Source organism: Martinezella hainanensis (genome assembly GCF_900094555.1).
Lineage (GTDB): Bacteria > Pseudomonadota > Alphaproteobacteria > Rhizobiales > Rhizobiaceae > Rhizobium > Rhizobium hainanense.
The window spans coordinates 166,393-186,807 of sequence record NZ_FMAC01000003.1; the positions used below are offsets into that span (position 1 = coordinate 166,393).

Sequence of the window (20,415 nt, forward strand, 5' to 3'; positions counted from 1 at the left end):
TCTATCGCGTCTAGCCTTCCGATTGAAGATGCCTTCCTCAATGAATCGCTGTCATAAATCTAACATTTGTCGGCCATGAAGCAATATGCGGAAAGAGATTTCAACAGCGCACTTGACATATAGGGCGAGTGGATCAATGATTAAATCGAACCGGTTCGATTGAGCCCTAACACTTGGGAGGATAGTGTGAGCGACGCAGCGATCAGTGGCGGCCAGAATGTGGCCGATGGCAAGACATGGTTTGGACACGACCGCTTCGGCATGTTCATCCACTTCGGGCTGTATGCCCTCGGCGCACGCCATGAATGGCTGAAAAACCGTGAGGAATTTACCACCGAGGCCTATCAGAAGTATTTCGACAACTTCGATCCCGATCTCTACGACGCCCGTGAATGGGCGCGCCGCGCTCGCCAGGCCGGAATGAAATATGTGGTTCTGACCGCCAAGCACCATGAAGGCTTCTGCCTTTGGGACAGCAAGGTCACCGATTACAAGGTCACCAAAACACCCTATGGCAAGGATCTGATCGGCCCTTACGTCGAAGCGCTTCGCGCCGAAGGATTGAAGGTCGGTTTCTACTATTCGCTGCTCGACTGGCATCATCCGGACTTCCCGATCGACGGACATCACCCGCAGCGCAATCATCCTGATGCCGCCAAGCTCAATGAGGGCCGCGACGTCAGCCGCTATGCGAAGTACATGCGCGATCAGGTGACCGAACTTCTGACCGATTTCGGCAAGATCGACGTCATTTGGTTCGATTTCAGCTATCCCCGCCGGACCTACAAAGGCCTGCCTGGCAAGGGTCGCGCCGATTGGGAAAGCGAGGAGCTCATCAAGCTGGTACGCCAGCTGCAGCCAGACATCATCGTCGGCGACCGCCTTGACCTGCCGCGCGATGCCGATCACATGCCCGATCTGGTGACGCCGGAACAGTATACGCCGCGTGTCGCCCCGACCGTCGCCGGCCTGCCGGTACGCTGGGAGGCCTGCCACACCTTCAGCGGCTCCTGGGGCTATTATCGCGACGAGACCAGCTGGAAGGATGCTGGCCAGCTTATCAACATCCTGATCGATACGGTGTCTCTCGGCGGCAACCTGCTCATGAATGTCGGCCCGACCGGCCGCGGCACCTTCGACGCCCGCGCCATCAAGGCTCTCGACATCTATGGCGAATGGATGCGGCTGAATGGTCGCGCGATCTACGGCGCAGGTCCTTCCACTCACAAGGCACCGAGCGGTTGCCGCTTCACCCAGAAGGGCAACCGGCTCTATCTGCACATCCAGACCTGGCCGTTCCGGCACATCCACATCGAAGGGCTGGGGCGTAAGGTCAAATATGCGCAGTTCCTGCACGATGCCAGTGAGCTGCACTGGCTCGATCCGGATGCCGAAGTCGACTCCAATATCGGCGTTGCCGTCGGCGAGGGTATCCTGACGCTCGAGCTGCCGGTTCTGAAGCCTGACGTCGTGACCCCCGTCATCGAGCTGATCCTCAAGGATTAAGGAGATAACGAAACCCAGCCGCCCGGTACCGTCATGAGCCGCGAAGCCGAACTCATAGCCGCGATGACCCCCTTGATCGCCGACCTGGCAGAAGACGGTAATGGCGCCGTCGCGCTCGCCGGATCGCGCGGCAAGGGATGGTCGGATGCGCAATCGGATTTCGACTTCAGGGTCTATGCCGATGCCTATCACGGACCGGACGTTCGCCAGACCGCGGCGTGGCGGCGTTTCGACGCCGCGTTGCGGGATTGGCAGGCCGAGGGCGTCCGAATGGATGGCGTCTGGATGCGCCGTTACGCCGGCGTGCAGCGCGATCTGGACTCCTGGCTTGCCGGCATCGTCGTGCCCAAGAGCTTCGAATGGACGATCTGGGGCTATCACCTGCCGACCGACCTTGCCAGCCAGCAGATCATCGCCGACCCCAGTGGCTTGCTCGCCAGCTGGAAGCAGCAGCTGGCGCAGTATCCGGAAGCGCTGAGGGCCTCCGTGCTCCGTCAATACATGGATGTCCTGCGCTACTGGGCCAGGGATTATCATTATGAGAGCAAGGTCGTTCGCCGCGATCTCGTCTTCCTTGTCGGGCTGACGGGCAAGCTTGCCAATGCCATCCTGCAGACGGTCTTCGCCTTCAACCGGGTCTATTTTCCGGGTGACGGCTGGAACCTGCCGATGGCGGCCGAACTCGAGCGGCTGCCACCCAACTTCCTCCAGCGGATGACTGCCATTCTGGAGCCGGGACAGGACCCGGATCCATGGCGGCGCCAGCGAACCGAATTGATCGGCCTGATCGCCGACCTGGAGGCCATGATCGCGGCCTGAACGGGCCGCAAGACCAAACCGGAGGGGAGCGTCCGGATAGTGATGAACGTCACTGCAGCGAAAATCATTAAGGAGGAGGAACCATCATGAAGCGTTCATTGATCTTTGCCGCCGCCCTTGCGGCGAGTTCACTACCCGGCATCGGCGCGCAAGCGCAGGATGCCCCCGTGACCCTGACCTGGCAGATGTGGGGTCAGCCGAACGATGCCGAGCTGTGGCAGCAGCTGGCCGATCTCGTCAACAAGCAATATCCCGATATCAAGGTCAATCTGCAGCTTTCGGGTTGGACGGATTACTGGACGCGGCTGCCGGTTTTGGCGGCATCGGGACAGGTCGCCGATATCGTCTCGATGCAGTCGATGCGCCTGCCGAATTTCTCTTCGATCCTGACGCCGCTCGACGATTATGTGAAAGGCAGCGACGTGAAAGTGGCTGACTTCGAGACATCGATCATGTCCGGCCTTTCGCAGGACGGTAAACTCTATGCGCTGCCCTACGATGTCGGCCCGTGGATGGTCTTCTACAATCGTGACAAATTCGCCGCGGCCGGCTTGAAGGAGCCCGCCAAGGACTGGACCTTCGACGATTTCAAGGCCGACGCCAAGGCACTGACCAAGAACGGAACCTACGGCTACGGCACCCAGGCTTTCGATTTCATCGCCGGCCCCGTCGCGCTCGGCGCGGACTATTTCAACGCCGACAATGAATTCGACCTCACCAATGCCGGTTTCGTCGATGCATTCAGCAAATATGTCGATCTCACCGCCAAGGACAAACTCTCGCCGGTTTTTGCCTCCGCGGCCGATGCTTCAGCCGCAAGCGGTCGCTTCGCTTCGGGTAATGTCGCCATGTATATCGACGGGCCATGGTCGCTGATTACCGGGCAGGCCAATGTCAATTTCAAGATCGGTATCGCACCGTTGCCGCGCGGCACCGGCCCGTCGCGCTTCATCACGGCCGGGTCGGGCTGGGGTATCTCCGCCAGCAGCCAGCACAAGGATGCCGCCTTCAAGGCGCTGCAGGTGCTGACCGGTCCGAAGGCGGCCGAAATCCTCGGTGCGGCCGGACGTGCACTGCCGGCCCGGCTCGCGCAGCAGACCGCGTGGTATGATGGAGCGGCGAAGAATGTCAGCGGCACCCGCGACACGCTGCAATATATGTTCGCTCATACCACGCCGTTCCGCATCAACGAGAAATGGAACCAGTTCGAGAATCTGGTGATGCAGTACGTGCCGCTGGCGCTGACGGGAGACTCGAAACCCGAAGGTGTGTTGAGCGACATTCAGAGCCAGCTACCATAGACCGGGCGCCTCGTCGGCCTGCGGCCGGGCTCATCGGCTCGACCGCAGCGCCATCGCCGGAAAGGAGAGGCCCATGATGCTGGGCAAGCACACCGACATGATCGCAAGACCAAGGCCACGCTCGCGCAAATGGTTCAGAGGCGAGGGATGGACGGCCCTGTTCTTCCTGCTGCCGGGCCTGATCGGCATCGTCCTATTCCTCGTGCTGCCGATCCTCGCCTCGATCGCGCTCAGCTTCACCAACTGGCAGCTGCTCGGCACGCCGCGTTTCGTCGGCATCTCCAACTATGTGCGCCTATTTACGACCGACCCGCAATTCTGGACGGTCATGCGCAACACCATCTTCTTCACGGTCGAATATCTGGTGCTCAATATCGTCATTTCGTTGGGGCTCGCCACCTGGATTTCGAGCCTGAAGATCGGTCGGCGCTGGTTCCGGGTGATCTTCTTTCTGCCGACCTTCACCCCTCTCATCGCCGTCGCCATGGTCTGGATGCTGATCTTTACGAGCGGCGGCCTGTTCGACAGCATGATGGCGGCGTTGTCCCTGCCATTCTCGGGTGTGCTGAACGATCGCACGCTTGCCATGCAGGCCGTCGTCCTCACCTCGATCTGGGCTGGCGTCGGCTATAATACGGTTCTCTTCAATGCCGCGCTCGACATGGTACCGGCAACCTATCTGGAAGCAGCGCGCATCGATGGCGCCACGGCCTGGGACCGCTTCTGGAAAATCCGCCTGCCGCTGATCTCGCCCACCCTGTTTTTCGGCACCGTCATGACGGCGATCACCTCACTGCAGGTCTTCGACCAGATTTTCGTCATGACCAAGGGTGGGCCGGGATCGTCGACCGCGACGCTCGGCTACGCCATCTACCAGCGCGGCTTTCAGAACTTCCAGATGGGCTATGCCTCGGCCATCGCCTGGGTGATGTTTGCGCTGATCATGGCGCTGACCGCCCTGCAATTCTGGTTCCAGCGCAAATGGGTGCATTATGACGCTTAAATCCGAAACCAGAGCACGCCGGAAACTGGTGCTCGATGTCGTCAATCACCTGGCAATCACCCTCGTTGCGATCACTTTTCTCTTTCCCTTCTTCTGGATGGTATCGAATGCGGTGCGCTCCAACGCCGAGGTGACGGCGATCCCCCCGCGCATCCTGCCCGAAGTCTTCGAATGGGGTAATTTTGCTGCCGCATGGACCCAGCTGCCCTTTGGCCGCTTCTTCCTCAACAGCGCCATCATCGCCATCTGCGTGACGGCCATCACCGTCGTCGTCTCCTGCCTGTCCGGCTATGCCTTTGCGCGGCTGAAATTCAGGGCGCGCGAAACGCTGCTGCTCGGCTATATCGGCACGCTGATGGTGCCACCGCTGATGCTGATCATTCCGCTGTTTCTGATCGTCAACAAGCTCGGGCTCGTCAACACCTTCCCCGGCGTGATCCTGCCGATCTCCTTCGGCACCTTCGGCGCATTCCTGATGCGGCAGTTCTTCCTCTCCATTCCGATGGAACTCGAGGAGGCGGCAAGGATCGATGGCGCCTCGCGCCTGCGCATCCTCGTCAGCATCATCGTGCCGCTGTCCATGCCGGCGATCGGGCTTCTGTCGCTCTTCACCTTCATCGGACAATGGAACAACTTCCTCTGGCCGCTGATCGTCATGACCGGTGCCGACAATGCCACCCTGCCCGTCGGCCTCACCCTATTCCAGACGCAGCAAGGCACGCAGTGGAACTACTTGATGGCCGGGGCCACCCTTTCCATGCTTCCGGGCGTCTTCCTAGCGATCATCCTGCAGAAGCTCATCTACAACAGCATCGCCCTCAATGCGGGCATGGGCGGGCGCTGAAGCGCCGGCCGCGATTTCGGGAGAGATATCCATGGCGAAACTGACCATTCGCAACGCCATCAAACGCTACGGCGCGCTCGAAGTGCTGCATGGCGTCTCCGTCACGGCACAGGACGGCGAGTTCATGGTGCTTGTCGGACCCTCGGGCTGTGGCAAATCCACCTTGCTGCGGATGATCGCCGGGCTTGAAGGCATCAGCGATGGCGAAATCGAAATCGGCGACCGAACCGTCAACGATCTCGAACCGAACGAGCGCGATATCGCCATGGTGTTCCAGTCCTATGCGCTCTATCCGCATATGACCGTGCGCGACAACATGGCCTTTTCGCTGAAGCTCGCGCGCCGCAGCAAACAGGAGATCGAGCAGAAGGTGAACGATGCGGCTGCGATCCTCGATCTCTCCGCCCTCCTCGATCGCTATCCCCGGCAATTGTCGGGCGGACAGCGTCAGCGCGTGGCGATGGGCCGCGCCATCGTCCGCAACCCTGCCGTCTTCCTCTTCGACGAACCGCTGTCCAATCTCGATGCCAAATTGCGCGTGCAGATGCGCACTGAGATCAAGACGTTGCACCAGCGTCTCGGCACCACCATGGTCTATGTCACGCACGACCAGATGGAGGCCATGACCATGGCCGACCGTATCGTCGTCATGCGTGGCGGCCATATCGAGCAGATCGGCTCGCCGCTCGAAATCTACGATGCGCCGGCCAACAGCTTCGTCGCCGGCTTTATCGGCTCGCCATCGATGAACTTCATAGATGGCCTCGTCATCGATCGAAACGGAAGGTTGGGGCTGCAGGACGCGGAAAACCTGCATTGGCCGCTGCCGGAAAGCGCCCGCCGCCATCTCGGCCGATCCGTCCAGCTCGGCATCCGCCCGGAACATATTGCCGTCGATACAGATGGCGTGCAGGCCAAGGTCATCATTATCGAGCCCACCGGCTCGGACACGCATCTGCAATTGCAGGCCGGCGCGCAGTCGATCGTCGCCGCCGTCAGGGACCGCCCGTCTGTCTCTCCCGGCCAGCCGATCCAGCTCAAGATCGATCCGGCAAAGGCGCATCTGTTCGATCCATCGAATGGTCAGCGCCTGCATTGACTGTAGGGCCTCCATTCTCCGGATTACTGCAGCAGATAAAATCTTCTGCCTGCACGGCTTTTGGGTTTCGAAACCTAGTCATGGGCCAAAGTCCGTCCTAAAGACAGGACACGTTTTGAATAGCCTGGAGAGAAAGCCGATGAGCCAAGAAGGTCAGAAGACGATCGCCACCTGGTATGTCGATCCGGATGCGGAGGACAGGATGGCGGACGGCCATGCGCCGATCTGGAGACATCTGATCGACCTGATCGTCGAGCGCGATCTATCCGCCAAAAGCGTCGTCGACTTCGGCTGCAATCAGGGCGGCTTGCTGCGCCATCTCTATGCCATCAGGCCGTTCCGCAAGGCACTCGGCATCGACATCGCCGAGCAGTCGATCGCCAAGGCCGAAGCTTTCAAGGGCAACCTGCCGGTCCAGCATGCGGTTGGTAGCACGCTCGAAGGTTGGGTCGAAGAGTTCGATCTCGCGATCAGCCACGAGGTCATCTATCTCGTCGAGGATATCCATGCGCATGCGGCGGATATCTATAGGGCATTGAAGCCTGGCGGCGTCTATTATGCCGTCACCGGCTGCCATACGGACAACCCGCTTTGGCCGAAGTGGCGCGATCTCGTCGCCAAGCGCACCAACACAGTCGTCCAGGATCGCTCGATTTCGGACTACGGCCGCGCCTTCTCGAAAGCAGGTTTCTCAGTCTCCGGACGCAAGCTTGAGTATGACGGTTTCATCCCGTTCGTCGAGGATGGTTGGACGCCCGACTTTGCCGATGCGCTCGACTATTACACCCAGACCAAGATCGTCTTCCGGCTCGTCAAGCCTCTTAATGGCTGAGCCGCGTCAGCTCGACATCGAAATGCGGCGGCGCGTCGGGGCTGACCTGCACGAACCGCCCCTTCACCCGGAAGGTCTTCTCGATCAGCCCGCTTTCGGCGAGCGCCCTCGGCTCGCCGTCGAAGCGCAGCTCGCCTTTTTCAAGTAGTGAGATGCGGTCGCTGACGGCGATCGCCTGATTGATATCGTGGATCGCCATGATGATGGTGACGCCCCTTTCGCGGCTCAGACGATGAACGAGATCCAGCACCTCGACCTGATAGCCGATATCGAGGAACGAGGTCGGCTCGTCGAGCAGTAATATACCGGCTTCCTGCGCAAGCGCTGCGGAGATCCAGGCCCGCTGCCGCTCGCCACCGGAAAGCTCCTGCAGGGTGCGGTCGGCAAGGCTCGAAAGCCCGGTGCTTTCCAGTGCCCATTCGATCGCCTCCTCATCCCTATGGTCATAGCTGCGGAAAAGCCCGACATGAGCGAAGCGGCCCTGCCGCACCAGTTGCGCGATCGTCATCTCATCCGGCGCAGAGGGCTGCTGCGGCAGAAAGGCGAGCTTCTTGGCGATCGCACGCCGCGACATGGTTGAGACCGAGACATCCTCGATCGTCACCTGCCCCTCCGCCGGGGCAATCAGACCCGCAAGCGCCTGCAGAGCCGTGCTCTTGCCCGAGCCGTTCGGACCGATCAGCGCCCGGATCTCACCCTTCTGCATGGCAAGCCCGAAGCCGTTCAGCGCCTTGCGGCGACCATAGAAGACGGAGAGTTGCGAACAGGATAGCGGCATGGGCGATCTCAGGGAATTTTTCTCAAGAGGACAAGCAGGACAGGCACACCGACAATCGCGGTGACGACCCCGATCGGCACTTCCTCCGCCTGCCCGGCGAGGCGGCCGATCAGATCGCCCAGGGTGACGAAGATGGCGCCGAGAACGACTGTCAGCGGCAGAACCAAGGGGAAATGCCGGCCGGCGAGGAAACGCGCCAGATGCGGAACGACAAGCCCAACGAAGACGATCGGGCCAACGGCACCGACCGCGCTTGCCGCAAGGGCGCAGGAAACCAGGAGGACAATGGAAAACTGCCGGCGATAGGCAAGGCCGAACGAACGGGCGACCTGCGCATCGAATTGCAGCATGACCACGGGCCGATAGATCACCGGCAGGATAAGGAGGCCTGCGATCGTGAACGGCAGGAGAAACAGCGCATGGTCCCAGGTGCGTGCATAGAGGCTGCCCGAAAGCCATTCGAGAATGATCTCGATGCGCGCCGATCCCCAGCCCGCGATGAGGCCGACAGCAAGCGCGTGCAGGACTGCGCCTATCGCGACACCACAAAGCGTGATGCGCAGCGGGCTGAGTTCGAGCCGAAAGGCGAGCAGGTAAATGATGCCGCCGGCGATCATTCCGCCCGCAAGGCCCGCGACCGGAAGCCAGGCGATCGGCAGTTCCGCCACCGTATTGTCGCCGGGACTGAAGATATAGACCGTGAAGAGCAGGAACAGCGTGACGGTCAGCGTCGCGCCCTGCGATACCCCCATCAGCGATGGATCGGCAAGCGGATTTCGCGTGATCGTCTGCAGGAGCAGGCCGGCGACGCCGAACTGAATGCCGGCGAGAATACCGGTGACGATGCGCGGCAGACGGATATCGAGAATGATCGATTGCGCCTCGGGCGAGCCCTTGCCGCTGAGAACGGCAAGCACATCCGCCGCCGGCAGATCGACAACGCCGAGGAATATCGAGGCAATCAGCGACAGAAGCGCAATGACGATGACGATCGGCAGCATGCCTCTTCGCGGCAGATACGTGACGGGGGTGTCGACAGTCATAGGCCATGCCCCCGGAATTGAAGGCGGCCGCGCTGGATGAGATAGATAAAGACTGGTCCGCCGATCAACGCCGTGATGATGCCGACGGGAAGCTCCTTCGGAATGGCGACCGTGCGGGCGATGAGATCGGCGACCGTGACGATCAGCGCGCCGATGGCAGCGCAGAGCGCGATTTCCCATGCGGCACCGCGCGGCTTCAGCAGGCGGGCGATATGCGGCGCGGCCAACCCGACGAAGGCGACCGGCCCAGCGACGGGCGCGACACCGGCGACAGGACAGACGCCGAGCACGAGCAGCACGGGCTTCCAGAGATTGAGCTGCACGCCCATGCCGGCGGCGGCATGATCGCTGAGTGCGAACATGCCGATGACGCGATGGAGCGCCAGGGCACCCGCAACCCCGACGGCGACCCAGGGGAGCATATAGGTGAGGTGCAGCCAGGAGCGCCCTTGGAAGCCGCCGGAAAGCCAGAACAGAAGCGATGTCGATTGCGGCCCGGTCAAAAGCAGCACGTAGATGGTGATCGCGCCGAGAAACAGCGAGACGCTGACGCCGCCAAGCGCCAGATGCAGCGGCCGCCCCTGCCCACCTTTCGAGACCCAGAAGGTAACGGCAGCGGCCGCCAGGCCGCCCACAAGGCCGACGAAGGGATAATAGGCGGAGGAAAGCCAGGGGAGAAAAACGAAACAGCAGACGATCGGCGTGATCGCACCGGCGGTGACCCCTGTAATTCCGGGATCGGCGAGCGGATTTCGCGTCAACGTCTGCAGGAGATAGCCGGAGACCGCTAGCCCGGCGCCGGCGAGCGCGGCCGCGAGGCTTCGCGGCAAGCGTAGCGTCCAGACAAGGATGGAATTGACCTTGCCGTCCGGTGAGAAGAAGGCGCTGCTTGCGTCCGCGATCGTCAGAACTTTCGCGCCGGGCAGCAGGCCGATGAAAACGATCAGCAGGGTCGCAGCAACGAGGAGCGCGATCACCGCCAGTGATTTGCGCGCATCCATCGTGGCCACGGCCCGAAGCATCTTACTTCTGGATATCGGCGGGAATGATCTTGGCGGCTTCCGCCCTCACATCGACGGCCGGGAAAGCGTCCGGGTAGAGATAATGCGCGGCTTCACGCAGCACGATTTCGCGCGCGATCGGACCATTGGTCTCGACCCACTGATCGCCGACGTAGAAGACCCTCTTGTTCTTGACGGCGGTCAGTTCCTGCCAGATTGGATTGTTCTCATGCGGGCGATCCGGACCGGAGTCGTAGATAAAGAGAACTTCGGGGTCTTTCTCCAGCATGGTTTCGAGGCTCAGATCGATGCCAAAGGGGCCGCCTGGTGTTTTCGGTCCGGCGATATTGTCGCCGCCGATAGCGGCAACGATCGAGGCTGAGGTATTTTCCGTATGAAAGGCGAAGGGCGTCTCGCCGCCCCACATGATCGCAAAGCGCGGATGCACGTTCTTCGGCGCCTTGGCGGCGATCTCGTCGAGGTGCTTGTGGAAGTCGGCGTTGAGCTGCAGGCCGCGTTCGGGCTTGCCGAGGATCTTCGAGAACTCGGCAATTTCCTTGTCGCTCTCGGTCAGAAGCTCCATGTTGTAGGCAAGATAGGGCGCGATCTTTTCCAGCTGCGGCGCGTTGCCGACCGTATAACGGCGGATCGCGACGATGAGATCGGGCTTGGCCTGCGACAACAGTTCGAGATTGGGCTTGGCGCGCTGGCCGATCTGCGCCATCTGCGAGGTCAGGCCAAGGAGGAAATCCGGCTGCCGGCCTGATGTCATGTAGGTGCTGGCGACCGGCTTGATGCCAAGAGCGAGCGCGACGTCGTCGGCGAAATAGGAGATCGCAGCAATGCGCTTCGGCTGGGCAGGTACGTCGACCTTGACGCCCCGGTCATCCGTTACGGAAACGCCCTTAGCCTCTTCCGCAACGACAGAACTTGCTGCCAGCACGGCGAGCAGACCAAATACAGAAGCGATTTTGCGTGCGCTGTTCGCCATCGCGGGATCCTCCATCAGATACGCGAAATGGCTTTAGTCAATAAAGAGGAGTTTTGCAATCCAGTTTCAGGTCGACTTTTGCGAACGCGCCGTCAGGCGCGCAGCGCCGCCGCCGGGCTGGAGCGCAAGGCACTGAACGCCGGCACGATGGAGATGATCGCCGCAACCGCTGCAAAGCCGCCGACAAGCCAGAAATCGTCCGGGGAGAAGCCGACGGGCAAGCGTACCGCGGTCGATGCCGCCAGCCTGGCGGAAATTATCAATGCTGCAGTATAGCCTAGCGCGATGCCAAGCAGGATACCGGCGACAAAGAGGACGAAGAGCTCGCCCCAGACGAGCGCGACGATCGAGCGGACCGGCGTGCCAAGCGCCCGCAAGGCGCCGATCTGCCGCCGCCGCGAACCGACATGCATGATGGTGACAAGCATGATCGCGGCAATGACGATCGCCTGCGTGCCGAGCGCGATCGCCAGAAGCAGACTGCGGGCATCGCCGAGCGTCGCATAGAGCTTGGTCAGCACCTCACCCGGAAAGACGCCAAGCGTCGTGCCGCTGCGGTATTCCTGCCGCAAGCGATAGGCATCGGCAATCGTCTTCGGCTTGACGAGAACGGCGGGCACGCCAGGCGTTTGCGCGTCAAAATGCTCATCGAGCGGTGCATCCGCGTCAACGTGGCCACGCCCGTGGTCGTGACCTTCTTCGTGGCCACCGGCGTGCTCATGCGGCTCTGTCGCGCCATGCACATCCGCCTCGTCGCCATCATGGTCGTGATGGTCTTCCGCTCCATGCATGCCATGCAGCTGCCAGACGGCACGGATCGGCACCAGGATCGCGCGGTCCCAGGCCGTGCCGGTCGGCGCCATGCGGCCCGTGACCTTGTAGGCAATGGCCGTATGGGTTTCGCCGCCGGTTTCGGCCGCGCCATGCATCGGCTTGATCTCGGCACCGGCCGACAAGGCGACATCGGAGCCGACGACCGCCTCGCCAAGGTGCGAGAACATTGCACCCTGCGCCAACGACGGCGAAAGAGATGAGATCAGGCCCGTCGTCGTGCCGACGATCGGATGCCCGTAAGCGGAATCGCCGAAGCCGACGGGTGCTGCGAGCTCGACACGCGGATCGTTGGCAAGGCGGGAAAGGACTGCACCCTCCATCAGCGGCAGCGGCGCCGGCTGCAGGAAGACGGCGGAAAGTGCCAGCTGCGTCTCGCTGCCGGCAGCTCCGACAAGCAGATCGAACTTTTCCGCGGCGCGCGCACTGCCGAGCCGGACGGCCCGTTCCTGCAGCGTCACGGTCACGCTCAGGGCAACAGATAGGGCAATGAGGACGACAACGGCGAGCGCACCACTCCAGAAACGCCTGAGGTCGGCAAGAATGAACGTGATCATTGCGCGGCAACCTCTTGGCTGTCTTCCTCGATGCGCCCGCTCGCCAGGTTGATATGGCGGCCAAGCCTCTCGGCAAGCGCGGCATCATGGGTCACAACGACAAGCGTCGTCCCCTCTTCTGCAGCAAGTTGCAACAGAAGCTCCGCAACCTCATTGCCCGCTTGACGGTCGAGGCTTGCAGTCGGTTCATCCGCAACGACGACACCGGGACGAGACAGCAACGCGCGGGCAACGGCGACGCGCTGCATCTCACCGCGCGACAGAGTCTCAATCTTCTGCTGTGGACGGGCAATACCGGTGACAGACAGCAGGTGAAGCGCACGTGCCCGCTCGTCCGGCGTAAGACGCCGCGAGAGCTTGACGGGCAGCACGACATTTTCGAAGGCGGACAGGCCGGGAAACAGATGAAAATCCTGCATGACGAGACCGATATTGCGCGCGCGAAAGGCGTCGCGACGGCCGGCGGAGAGGCGCGTGATCTCCGTCCCGCTCCAGGACACGCTGCCATCCCTGACATCTTCCAACCCGGTAATGGCATTGACGAAGGTGCTCTTGCCTGAACCGGACGCACCCGTGATCGCAAGTCGGCCGCCTGCCGGCAAATGAAGCCGATCAATGGAGAGAACCGGCGCGGCCAGACCCGGAAACTGCATCTTCAGGCTGGAAACATCGAGAGCGAGCATGAGGATCAGACAGTCCTGAACGAGGCGTCCCTGAGACGCAATTGGCTGATAAAGCCGGTTTCCGGGTCCGTCCACGAGCCGTGTTCCAGCACGCCGCGTGCCATGATCGGCGCGTTGTACTGCACGAATGTCTGTTTGGAGGAGAGGTAGACGACCAGAATATTATCCGGCCAGTCGGCATCGGAAGAGCAGAACGGGCAGAGCGACATCGGGATTTCCGTGAGCACGAAGAAGGCGGCCTCCGCCTTCAAGGGCGGCGCCATGAAGCCGTTGATGGCGACTTCCTTGCCGCTCAGCTGCTTTACCTTGTCGGAAAATTCGAGCCCGAGCGGGCCGAAACTCTTGTAGAGCTCGCCGAAGCCTAGCTTTTCGGAGGCGTCCGCGCGGGTTGCGATACCCATGACAGGCAAAACCGCGGCAGCGGCCAAAAAGCTCCGACGATTGATGGTGGCGATCTTGTCCCCGGACATCGCATACCCCCATGAAAGATGAAGAGACAGGCGGCTTTGACGCCGCCTGTCCATGTTCACACGATCCGTAAGGACTTACATCTTTTCGGTGCCGAGCGCGAAGGTGTCGGCCAGCACGCGATAGACGTCGCTCTGTTCCATGTAGCCGCGGAAGCCTTCGGCACCAGGGCCTGCTGCCTGCAGTACGACATCGTCAACGGCGTGGACACCGCTGTCCTCGTCCTTCGGGATGTTGCCCTGCACAAAGACGGCACCGGGCACGTCCTTGTAGGCTTCGTTGGCGACATATTCCTTCTTCTCGTTCTGGATCGCCGGAACGAAAGGACCGTCGAGCTTCGGACGGAAGGTCTCGTAATGGTCAGGGCCGTTGTTGGCGGCGATGAACAGACGACGGGAAACATCGACGCGGTCCGGATAGCCGTCGCCATCCTTGTCCTCGTAGTTCGGGAAGCCGGCGGCTGCATAGGTGCCGACCTTCTCGCGCATTTCGGTGCCCGGCTTGTTATCGTCGACCGTGCCGATGATCGAGACACCATGCGTGTGGTCACCGGTGACGACGATCAGCGTGTCCGGGTTCTTCACCTGGAACTCGCGGGCAACGGCGACGGCCTTGTCGAACTCGATCGTATCGACCAGGGCACGATCCCAGTCGAGCGGATGGCTCATCTTGTCGATCGATGCACCCTCGACCACCAGGAAGAAGCCTTCGGGATTCTTGGTGAGCTTGTCGAGCGCGACCTTGGTCATGTCGACGAGGCCTGGCTGGTTCGGGAATTTATCAACGGTGCCCTTCTTCAGGAATTCGCGATCGAGCGCCACGTCGAGGTTGCCGGTGTGGAAGAGGCCGAGCAGCTTGTCCTGGTTGGAGCCGGCAGCGGCGGCCAGTTCGTTCTTGTCGGTGGCAACGGCGTAGCCGGCGTCCTTGAAGAGCGTGATATAGTCCTTGTCGTCCTTGCGCTTGGAGCCCGGGACGCTCTTCGCCAGGAAGTAGGCCGAGCCGCCGCCGAGCAGGACGTCCGGCTTGACGTCATACATCATGCCGACGATCTCGGCCTTGTCGCCGCGCTTGCGGGTATGGGAAACCAGCGCTGCCGGCGTCGCATCTTCGACTTCAGCCGTGGTGACGATGCCGAGCGACTTCTTGCCGGTGCGGCGCAGGGCTTCACCGATCGTTTCGACCTTCGGATCGTCCAGGCTCGCCGGCGTACGGTCGGCATAGACGCCGAGCGCGTTCACGGCGGACTTGTGGCCGGTCATGTACGCCGACATGGTGTTGGCGCTGTCAGTGGCAATCGCCGAGGTCGAGGACGTGCCGATGAAGGCGACCGGCGGGATGTCGTCCATGGAGAGACGGCCGTTGGCCTTGCCTTCCGTCATGCCCTTGGACATGATGCGGGCACCGGTACGATGGGCCACGGAGAGGCCATCGCCGAGCAGGAAGATGATGTTCTTGGCCTTCGGCGTGGCCGAGGTGCCGTAGACATCCCAATTGACGGACTTTTTCTCGTCGCCGGCAGCGACCTCGACCTTGTACTGGCCCGGCTTTGCGAGCTTGACGCCACGCAGGATCAGGGCAGATCCGAGAACCTTGTCCTCAGCGCCCTTTTCTTCGGCGACGAAATCAGCAGCCTTGCCGAAAACCGCGTCGTAGCTTTCGCCGTTGACCGTGACCTTCACGTCTTCCGGCTTCACAACCTTGCTGAATTCCACCTTGAAATCGAATGGAGAGCCGGCGAGTACCGTTGCCCGGTCCAATGGATAGACTGTCGCTGCATGGGCTGCGCCGGACATTACGGTCGCAGACATCATGGCGAGAAGAAGTTTACGCATTTTTACCCCCTGCGTTTGGTTGCTTCCCGCCTCCCACTTATAAAAGCCAGATGACAATCACGTAAAAAAGAGTCAACTTTCTGCAACCGGAGATTCCAAACGGGCAACCGCTAAGGAAGGCTGATTGTATGTGCGACATCTAAAGAGATGGCGCGAACGTGGGTGGCTGTGCAGCCCACTCGGTCCAAAAGCTTCGAAAACTATTGCGTTCAACTGCGCAAGATTTGACCTAGGACTCACCCCGGAAGCTTGTAACTCTCCAGAAAAAAGGCAAGATTCGTACAGACTTCGTGAGGATTCTGAGGGTTTTGCGCAATGGATGAACAGCTCGACAAATTGGATCTGCGCCTGCTGGAAGAGCTTCAGAAAGACGGCAGATTGACGAACAACGAGCTCGGCGAGCGTATTGCCCTTTCGCCGTCGCAATGCTCGCGCCGCCGGACTAGGCTGGAGGCGGAAGGCTATATTCGCAGCTACCAGGCCAATCTCGACCGACAGCGACTGGGGTTGGACATGCTGGTGGTCATCTCCGTGACGCTTGCCACCCACAACAGAGACAATGCCCGCCGGTTTTCGCAGCTCATCAACGGACTCCCGGAGGTACTGGAAGCCTATGCGCTGACAGGCGAAATGGACTATCACCTGAAGGTCGCTACGCGCGGGCTTACCGATCTCTCCCGTTTCGTCAACGATGTGCTGCTGCCGCACGAATCGGTTCAGCACGTGAAGACGGCGATCGTGCTCGACACCCTCAAAACCTTCGAAGGATTTCCGATCCCTCTACCACAAGGCTAACACAGCAGCGGTATTCGATGCTCGCAGTTGCAAGACCCTGCCCTATCGAGCGTCAAGGGCAATTTTTGAGGGCTTGCTTTCGGCGCATACAGCCTTTCCAATCACGTCAAAGAGAATATCCTTGGCGGGGACAGGCTTACATGACAGGCACGGACGTACAGACGCGGTATTTCGAAGAATTTGCCGACGTCCTGCTCAGATGTAATCATCTATACCATCCCAGCAACGATTCCATTGCCTTGCGCAATGCTGTCGAAAGCAGGCGCCAGATCGAGATATTCGATTACAGCCGTTCCGCCGATGCCTTTACACGTGCGTTCGGAATGCGAAATTCACTGAAATGCCTGCAAGCACTCAGCTGTCTCGAAGTGACGGCCCATAAATATACAAGGGTATGTGATCTCGGCTGTGGCTCGGGCGCCTTCAGCCTCGCCTTTGCCCATCTCGCCGACAATCCCGAGCTTGAGCTTCACGGGCTGGACATATCCGAACATCAGCTTTCTCTCGCCAGGGAATTGATGTCAGCCGCCGGGTTGCCGGGACGCTTCCAGTTCGAACAACGAAACCTACCGGCGCAGATCGGCTATCTTCCCGACCTGACGATCTCCTCCTACTGGTTTTGTGAAAATGAGCGCGTGATCGCCGATCCCTTGCTGTTCGACCTCATGGCCGGACGGGAGATGCTGATCGTCGATTACGAAAAGATCATCGACCGCATCGCGGCCAGCCTTCCGAAGGGATTCCACATCCTCGCGCGGCATAGCGCCCATGTGGAAATTCCCCCCGTGCTGGCCGATTCCGTCGCGCAGGAACGGGCAAGCGTTTACAGCATTCACATCGGCCGGACCAAGGATTAGACGGGCAAGTGACGTTGCCGTCTTTGCAAAATGCGCCCGAGCCCTTGAAACGCAAACATGCGCTTCCCAGCTATTGGCCAACCCGCTGGTCCGGGCCCCTCTGGTGAGAGCCGTCGGCGCTCTTGCGATGTCGGACCTTTCCCGACATCGCGCCGACAGAGGTTTTCCGTCATGGAAACGTCTTTGCTCTTCGTCGAGTGGCTGGGAAAGCCGCTCTGGATGTGGGCGAGCTTCCTTGCGCTCGTCATCGCCATCCTCTCATTCGACCTTGGGGTCCTGCATAAGGAAAACAAGGAGATCGGCGTCGGCGAGAGCATCAAGCTCTCGGTTCTCTACATCACCCTCGGTCTCGCCTTCGGCGGCTGGGTATGGTGGTATCTCGGGGCTGATTCCGGCCTTGCCTACATGACGGGTTTCGTCGTCGAAAAGACGCTGGCTCTTGACAACGTCTTCGTCATCGCCCTGATCTTCGCCTTCTTTGCCGTACCCCGCCTCTATCAGCACCGCGTGCTCTTCTGGGGCATTTTGGGCGTCATCGTATTGCGCGCGATCATGATCGGCGTCGGCGCGACGCTCGTGGCCGAATTCTCGTGGCTTCTCTATGTCTTTGCCGCCTTCCTCATCATTACCGGCATCAAGATGCTGATCGTTAAGGATACAGAACCGGATGTGTCGAAGAACCCGCTCGTCCGCTTCATGCGTAGCCGCTTCAACGTCACCGACCACCATCACGGCGAACGCTTTTTCGTCAAACAGCCGCACCCGCAGAATGGAAAAATGGTGTGGTTCATCACGCCGCTCTTCATGGCGCTCGTGCTGATCGAAGTGGCCGACGTGATCTTTGCCGTGGATTCGGTTCCCGCGATCTTCGCCATCACGACCGATCCATTCATCGTCTATACGTCGAACATCTTCGCGATCCTCGGCCTGCGCGCCCTCTACTTCGCACTCGCCGCCATGATCCACCGCTTTCAGTATCTGAAGCCGGCGCTCGCCATCGTGCTCGTCTTCATCGGCTCGAAAATCTTCGTCGCTGACATGCTGGGCCTGGAAAAATTCCCTGCCGCCCTCTCGCTCGGCATCACCTTCGCCATCATCGCAAGCGGCGTCGGCTGGAGCCTGCTGAAAACCCGCGACAAGGCCGAACAGGCCTGATGCAGCGAGGTGCCCGCTCTCCGCGCGGGCATCGTCCCTCCCCCTTCAAGCAGATGTTCGACAAGGACCAGATATGATCTCCAATCTCCTCGCTTCCCTCTTTGCAACTTTCGCCCTCGGTCCTCTTCAAGCCGAGATCGAGCGCCATGCGGCGGCGGCCGGTCAGCCGGTCGAGATCGTCAGGCAGTCGCAGGCATGTCTCTCGTCCGAAGTGCCGGCGCTGGTGCAGCGTGCGTCGGACGACACCTTCTGGACCATTTCCACCGTCATCAGCCTTTCGACCGGCTGGAGCAGCCCTGCCGATCTGCTCGACAAGAATAATCCGGCTTGCGCGCCCGTCATCAAGCTTATCCAGGGAAGGAGCACAGGCGCCGATGAAGCTTGAAACTTTGCGCAAGCAAGGGATTCCGTCAGCCTCATCTGGTGACCTCGGATGACAGAACAGGCCACCGGCACGACTGAGCAGAATGACAGGGCGTCCGCTCGCCTGCATGATCTCACCAGGCTCGCCCATGAGCAGGCCGGCCTCTCCATTGGTGAGGTGCTCTGCGGCCTCGGGCACACGAGCACGGCCTTTACCATCCTCTTTCTCGCCCTACCCGCCCTGATTCCGATACCTGGGCCGTTCGGTGTCGTCTTCGGGAGCGCGCTCGCCCTGGTGGCGGCGCAGATCGCACTAGGAAGGCGGACGATATGGTTGCCGGCCTTTCTCAGTCGTCGCCGGCTTTCGCCGGCGATCGTCGATCTCATCGTACGCTACAGCGCACCGATCCTCGCCAGGATCGAAACCGTTGTGCGCCCCGGTCGGCTGTCCGTCTTTACGGGCGGCACAATGCAATGGCTGCTGTCCTTTCCGATCTTCCTGCTAGCGGTTGCGATTGTCCTGCCGATCCCGCTCGGCAACTATATGCCGGTCTTTGCGCTCGTGGTGATCTCGGTCGCGCTGATGGCACGGGACGGATTGCTGATCCTGGCGGCGCTGTTCGTCTCCGCGCTGGCCTTCGTCGCCACGGCTGGCCTCATCCAGGTTGCCATCACCGGTCTGAACGCGATCGGATCGTAGGCACCTATACGGTGAGGAAGACACCGGACGATTTTGCGGCCAGTTGCCGCGCCTGCCTGCAACAATCTTTTCAGGTCTTGCCAATGGCGGCATGCCTGCCATCTATGCCAACGGCGTATTTGTCAGCCATCAGGTTCCGGCCCGTAAAATCATCTGTGCAGAGGATTTCATCGCATGCCATCAAAGCCCCCGTCATTCGTTCGCATGATTGCCCTCGGCGGTTCGGTCGCCATCGCGCTTGGCGCGCAGATAGCGGCGGCGCAGGAGATGTCTGCTGCCTCTCAGTGGCCCGACACGCCGACCTCGCGTCTGGAAGCGCTGGCAATCCTGCAGACCCTGAATGCCGATCTCCTCAGCAATGCCAGCGCCACGTTGACGCTCGACCGCTGGTGTGCTGCGCATAAGCTTGCGCCCGAAGGTTCGAAAATCGTTGCGCAGCGCGTGCGCGGTCAGGACAAGCCGGCCGACGCTGCAATCCGCAAGCTGCTCGCCGTCGGACCTGACGAGCCCATCGCCTATCGCCGCGTTCGGCTGGCCTGTGGCGATCGCATCCTATCCGAGGCGGATAATTGGTACGTGCCGGCAAAGCTCACAGCCGAGATGAACAAGGCGCTCGATACGAGCGACGTCGCCTTCGGTCGCGCCGTTCAGGCCCTCAATTTCGCCCGCACGAACCTGTCAGCAAAGTTGCTTTGGTCGCCTCTTCCGCAAGGATGGGAAACGGGCGCCGATCTGCCGCCATCAGGTGCCGTGTCTCTTGCCCTGCCACCCTTTCTTCTCGAACATCATGCCGTGTTGAAGCTGCCGGATGGAACACCGTTCAGCGCACTGATCGAAAGCTATACCAGTCGCGTGTTGGACTTTCCCGCCCCACATCTCTCTTCGCAATAGCTGGCTGACCAGCTCACCGACGTATGATCCAGGCGCGAAAGAGCCATACGGCTTTGAGCTCATAAA

Annotated in this window: 21 protein-coding genes; 13 read left to right on the forward strand and 8 right to left on the reverse strand. The window is 60.8% G+C overall.

The features are described 5' to 3' along the window. The first annotated feature begins 186 nt into the window (after nucleotides 1-186). The 7 genes from GA0061100_RS11330 (at nucleotide 187) to GA0061100_RS11360 (ending at nucleotide 7,404) form a co-directional block, all read left to right on the forward strand. Nucleotides 187-1,506, forward strand: coding sequence for an alpha-L-fucosidase (locus GA0061100_RS11330; RefSeq protein ID WP_075852806.1), 1,320 nt, complete (start codon nucleotides 187-189; stop codon nucleotides 1,504-1,506). A gap of 33 nt (nucleotides 1,507-1,539) precedes the next feature. Continuing rightward, nucleotides 1,540-2,325 (forward strand): DUF4037 domain-containing protein, encoded by a 786-nt coding sequence (locus tag GA0061100_RS11335; protein ID WP_075852807.1) that lies wholly within the window; start codon nucleotides 1,540-1,542, stop codon nucleotides 2,323-2,325. Between the two features lie 86 nt (nucleotides 2,326-2,411). Continuing rightward, entirely contained in the window at nucleotides 2,412-3,626 is a 1,215-nt protein-coding gene (locus GA0061100_RS11340; RefSeq protein ID WP_075852808.1) for an ABC transporter substrate-binding protein, read from the forward strand. 97 nt (nucleotides 3,627-3,723) lie between these two features. Further along, nucleotides 3,724-4,629 (forward strand): carbohydrate ABC transporter permease, encoded by a 906-nt coding sequence (locus GA0061100_RS11345; protein WP_425298679.1) that lies wholly within the window; start codon nucleotides 3,724-3,726, stop codon nucleotides 4,627-4,629. Beyond that, entirely contained in the window at nucleotides 4,619-5,473 is an 855-nt protein-coding gene (locus GA0061100_RS11350) for a carbohydrate ABC transporter permease (RefSeq protein ID WP_075852809.1), read from the forward strand. Before GA0061100_RS11345 ends, GA0061100_RS11350 begins: the two co-directional genes overlap by 11 nt. Nucleotides 5,474-5,504: 31 nt before the next feature. After that, nucleotides 5,505-6,572: an ABC transporter ATP-binding protein gene (locus GA0061100_RS11355; protein WP_075852810.1), complete on the forward strand. Its 1,068-nt coding sequence runs from the start codon at nucleotides 5,505-5,507 to the stop codon at nucleotides 6,570-6,572. Between the two features lie 139 nt (nucleotides 6,573-6,711). Beyond that, on the forward strand, nucleotides 6,712-7,404 hold the full coding sequence (locus tag GA0061100_RS11360; protein WP_075852811.1) for a class I SAM-dependent methyltransferase: 693 nt from the start codon (nucleotides 6,712-6,714) through the stop codon (nucleotides 7,402-7,404). On the opposite strand, the gene GA0061100_RS11365 is transcribed toward GA0061100_RS11360, so the two are convergent. The 8 genes from GA0061100_RS11365 to GA0061100_RS11400 all read right to left on the reverse strand — a co-directional run bounded on the left by GA0061100_RS11365 (nucleotide 7,394) and on the right by GA0061100_RS11400 (nucleotide 15,588). Then, entirely contained in the window at nucleotides 7,394-8,182 is a 789-nt protein-coding gene (locus GA0061100_RS11365) for an ABC transporter ATP-binding protein (protein WP_075852812.1), read from the reverse strand. The genes GA0061100_RS11360 and GA0061100_RS11365 overlap by 11 nt on opposite strands. An 8-nt stretch (nucleotides 8,183-8,190) precedes the next feature. Continuing rightward, the gene (locus tag GA0061100_RS11370) at nucleotides 8,191-9,183 is read right to left on the reverse strand and encodes a FecCD family ABC transporter permease (protein WP_143525428.1); all 993 of its coding nucleotides are present in this window, start codon (nucleotides 9,181-9,183) and stop codon (nucleotides 8,191-8,193) included. Nucleotides 9,184-9,221: 38 nt separating this feature from the next. Continuing rightward, on the reverse strand, nucleotides 9,222-10,226 hold the full coding sequence (locus GA0061100_RS11375) for a FecCD family ABC transporter permease (RefSeq protein WP_075853242.1): 1,005 nt from the start codon (nucleotides 10,224-10,226) through the stop codon (nucleotides 9,222-9,224). A 22-nt stretch (nucleotides 10,227-10,248) separates the two neighbouring features. Further along, on the reverse strand, nucleotides 10,249-11,217 hold the full coding sequence (locus tag GA0061100_RS11380) for an ABC transporter substrate-binding protein (RefSeq protein ID WP_075852814.1): 969 nt from the start codon (nucleotides 11,215-11,217) through the stop codon (nucleotides 10,249-10,251). A gap of 92 nt (nucleotides 11,218-11,309) precedes the next feature. Then, nucleotides 11,310-12,605: an ABC transporter permease gene (locus GA0061100_RS11385; RefSeq protein WP_075852815.1), complete on the reverse strand. Its 1,296-nt coding sequence runs from the start codon at nucleotides 12,603-12,605 to the stop codon at nucleotides 11,310-11,312. Further along, nucleotides 12,602-13,288: an ABC transporter ATP-binding protein gene (locus tag GA0061100_RS11390; protein ID WP_075852816.1), complete on the reverse strand. Its 687-nt coding sequence runs from the start codon at nucleotides 13,286-13,288 to the stop codon at nucleotides 12,602-12,604. The genes GA0061100_RS11385 and GA0061100_RS11390 overlap by 4 nt, the downstream gene beginning before the upstream one ends. Nucleotides 13,289-13,293: 5 nt before the next feature. Further along, a complete protein-coding gene (locus tag GA0061100_RS11395) occupies nucleotides 13,294-13,758 on the reverse strand; it encodes a hypothetical protein (protein WP_075852817.1) in 465 nt (154 codons plus the stop codon). 75 nt (nucleotides 13,759-13,833) lie between these two features. Next, nucleotides 13,834-15,588: an alkaline phosphatase gene (locus GA0061100_RS11400; RefSeq protein ID WP_075852818.1), complete on the reverse strand. Its 1,755-nt coding sequence runs from the start codon at nucleotides 15,586-15,588 to the stop codon at nucleotides 13,834-13,836. A gap of 315 nt (nucleotides 15,589-15,903) precedes the next feature. Here GA0061100_RS11400 and GA0061100_RS11405 point away from each other — a divergent pair, with 315 nt between their 5' ends. The 6 genes from GA0061100_RS11405 (at nucleotide 15,904) to GA0061100_RS11430 (ending at nucleotide 20,349) form a co-directional block, all read left to right on the forward strand. Beyond that, complete coding sequence (locus tag GA0061100_RS11405) at nucleotides 15,904-16,383, forward strand: Lrp/AsnC family transcriptional regulator (RefSeq protein ID WP_075852819.1); 480 nt, start codon at nucleotides 15,904-15,906, stop codon at nucleotides 16,381-16,383. Nucleotides 16,384-16,523: 140 nt separating this feature from the next. After that, nucleotides 16,524-17,240, forward strand: a complete 717-nt coding sequence (locus tag GA0061100_RS11410; RefSeq protein WP_075852820.1) for a class I SAM-dependent methyltransferase — start codon at nucleotides 16,524-16,526, stop codon at nucleotides 17,238-17,240. A gap of 171 nt (nucleotides 17,241-17,411) precedes the next feature. Beyond that, entirely contained in the window at nucleotides 17,412-18,395 is a 984-nt protein-coding gene (locus tag GA0061100_RS11415) for a TerC family protein (RefSeq protein ID WP_075852821.1), read from the forward strand. A 73-nt stretch (nucleotides 18,396-18,468) separates the two neighbouring features. Further along, nucleotides 18,469-18,780: a hypothetical protein gene (locus tag GA0061100_RS11420; protein ID WP_075852822.1), complete on the forward strand. Its 312-nt coding sequence runs from the start codon at nucleotides 18,469-18,471 to the stop codon at nucleotides 18,778-18,780. A 48-nt stretch (nucleotides 18,781-18,828) separates the two neighbouring features. Beyond that, the gene (locus GA0061100_RS11425) at nucleotides 18,829-19,458 is read left to right on the forward strand and encodes an exopolysaccharide biosynthesis protein (protein WP_075852823.1); all 630 of its coding nucleotides are present in this window, start codon (nucleotides 18,829-18,831) and stop codon (nucleotides 19,456-19,458) included. Nucleotides 19,459-19,632: 174 nt separating this feature from the next. Further along, on the forward strand, nucleotides 19,633-20,349 hold the full coding sequence (locus tag GA0061100_RS11430) for a hypothetical protein (protein ID WP_075852824.1): 717 nt from the start codon (nucleotides 19,633-19,635) through the stop codon (nucleotides 20,347-20,349). The last annotated feature ends 66 nt before the right edge of the window (nucleotides 20,350-20,415 follow it).

Coding starts and splice junctions, on each gene's coding strand:
- GA0061100_RS11335 (WP_075852807.1), top strand. CDS start 1,540: ATGAGCCGCGAAGCCGAACTCATAGCCGCGATGACCCCCTTGATCGCC.
- GA0061100_RS11340 (WP_075852808.1), top strand. CDS start 2,412: ATGAAGCGTTCATTGATCTTTGCCGCCGCCCTTGCGGCGAGTTCACTA.
- GA0061100_RS11345 (WP_425298679.1), top strand. CDS start 3,724: ATGATCGCAAGACCAAGGCCACGCTCGCGCAAATGGTTCAGAGGCGAG.
- GA0061100_RS11350 (WP_075852809.1), top strand. CDS start 4,619: ATGACGCTTAAATCCGAAACCAGAGCACGCCGGAAACTGGTGCTCGAT.
- GA0061100_RS11355 (WP_075852810.1), top strand. CDS start 5,505: ATGGCGAAACTGACCATTCGCAACGCCATCAAACGCTACGGCGCGCTC.
- GA0061100_RS11360 (WP_075852811.1), top strand. CDS start 6,712: ATGAGCCAAGAAGGTCAGAAGACGATCGCCACCTGGTATGTCGATCCG.
- GA0061100_RS11365 (WP_075852812.1), bottom strand. CDS start 8,182: ATGCCGCTATCCTGTTCGCAACTCTCCGTCTTCTATGGTCGCCGCAAG.
- GA0061100_RS11370 (WP_143525428.1), bottom strand. CDS start 9,183: ATGCTGCCGATCGTCATCGTCATTGCGCTTCTGTCGCTGATTGCCTCG.
- GA0061100_RS11375 (WP_075853242.1), bottom strand. CDS start 10,226: ATGGATGCGCGCAAATCACTGGCGGTGATCGCGCTCCTCGTTGCTGCG.
- GA0061100_RS11380 (WP_075852814.1), bottom strand. CDS start 11,217: ATGGCGAACAGCGCACGCAAAATCGCTTCTGTATTTGGTCTGCTCGCC.
- GA0061100_RS11385 (WP_075852815.1), bottom strand. CDS start 12,605: ATGATCACGTTCATTCTTGCCGACCTCAGGCGTTTCTGGAGTGGTGCG.
- GA0061100_RS11390 (WP_075852816.1), bottom strand. CDS start 13,288: ATGCTCGCTCTCGATGTTTCCAGCCTGAAGATGCAGTTTCCGGGTCTG.
- GA0061100_RS11395 (WP_075852817.1), bottom strand. CDS start 13,758: ATGTCCGGGGACAAGATCGCCACCATCAATCGTCGGAGCTTTTTGGCC.
- GA0061100_RS11400 (WP_075852818.1), bottom strand. CDS start 15,588: ATGCGTAAACTTCTTCTCGCCATGATGTCTGCGACCGTAATGTCCGGC.
- GA0061100_RS11405 (WP_075852819.1), top strand. CDS start 15,904: ATGGATGAACAGCTCGACAAATTGGATCTGCGCCTGCTGGAAGAGCTT.
- GA0061100_RS11410 (WP_075852820.1), top strand. CDS start 16,524: ATGACAGGCACGGACGTACAGACGCGGTATTTCGAAGAATTTGCCGAC.
- GA0061100_RS11415 (WP_075852821.1), top strand. CDS start 17,412: ATGGAAACGTCTTTGCTCTTCGTCGAGTGGCTGGGAAAGCCGCTCTGG.
- GA0061100_RS11420 (WP_075852822.1), top strand. CDS start 18,469: ATGATCTCCAATCTCCTCGCTTCCCTCTTTGCAACTTTCGCCCTCGGT.
- GA0061100_RS11425 (WP_075852823.1), top strand. CDS start 18,829: ATGACAGAACAGGCCACCGGCACGACTGAGCAGAATGACAGGGCGTCC.
- GA0061100_RS11430 (WP_075852824.1), top strand. CDS start 19,633: ATGCCATCAAAGCCCCCGTCATTCGTTCGCATGATTGCCCTCGGCGGT.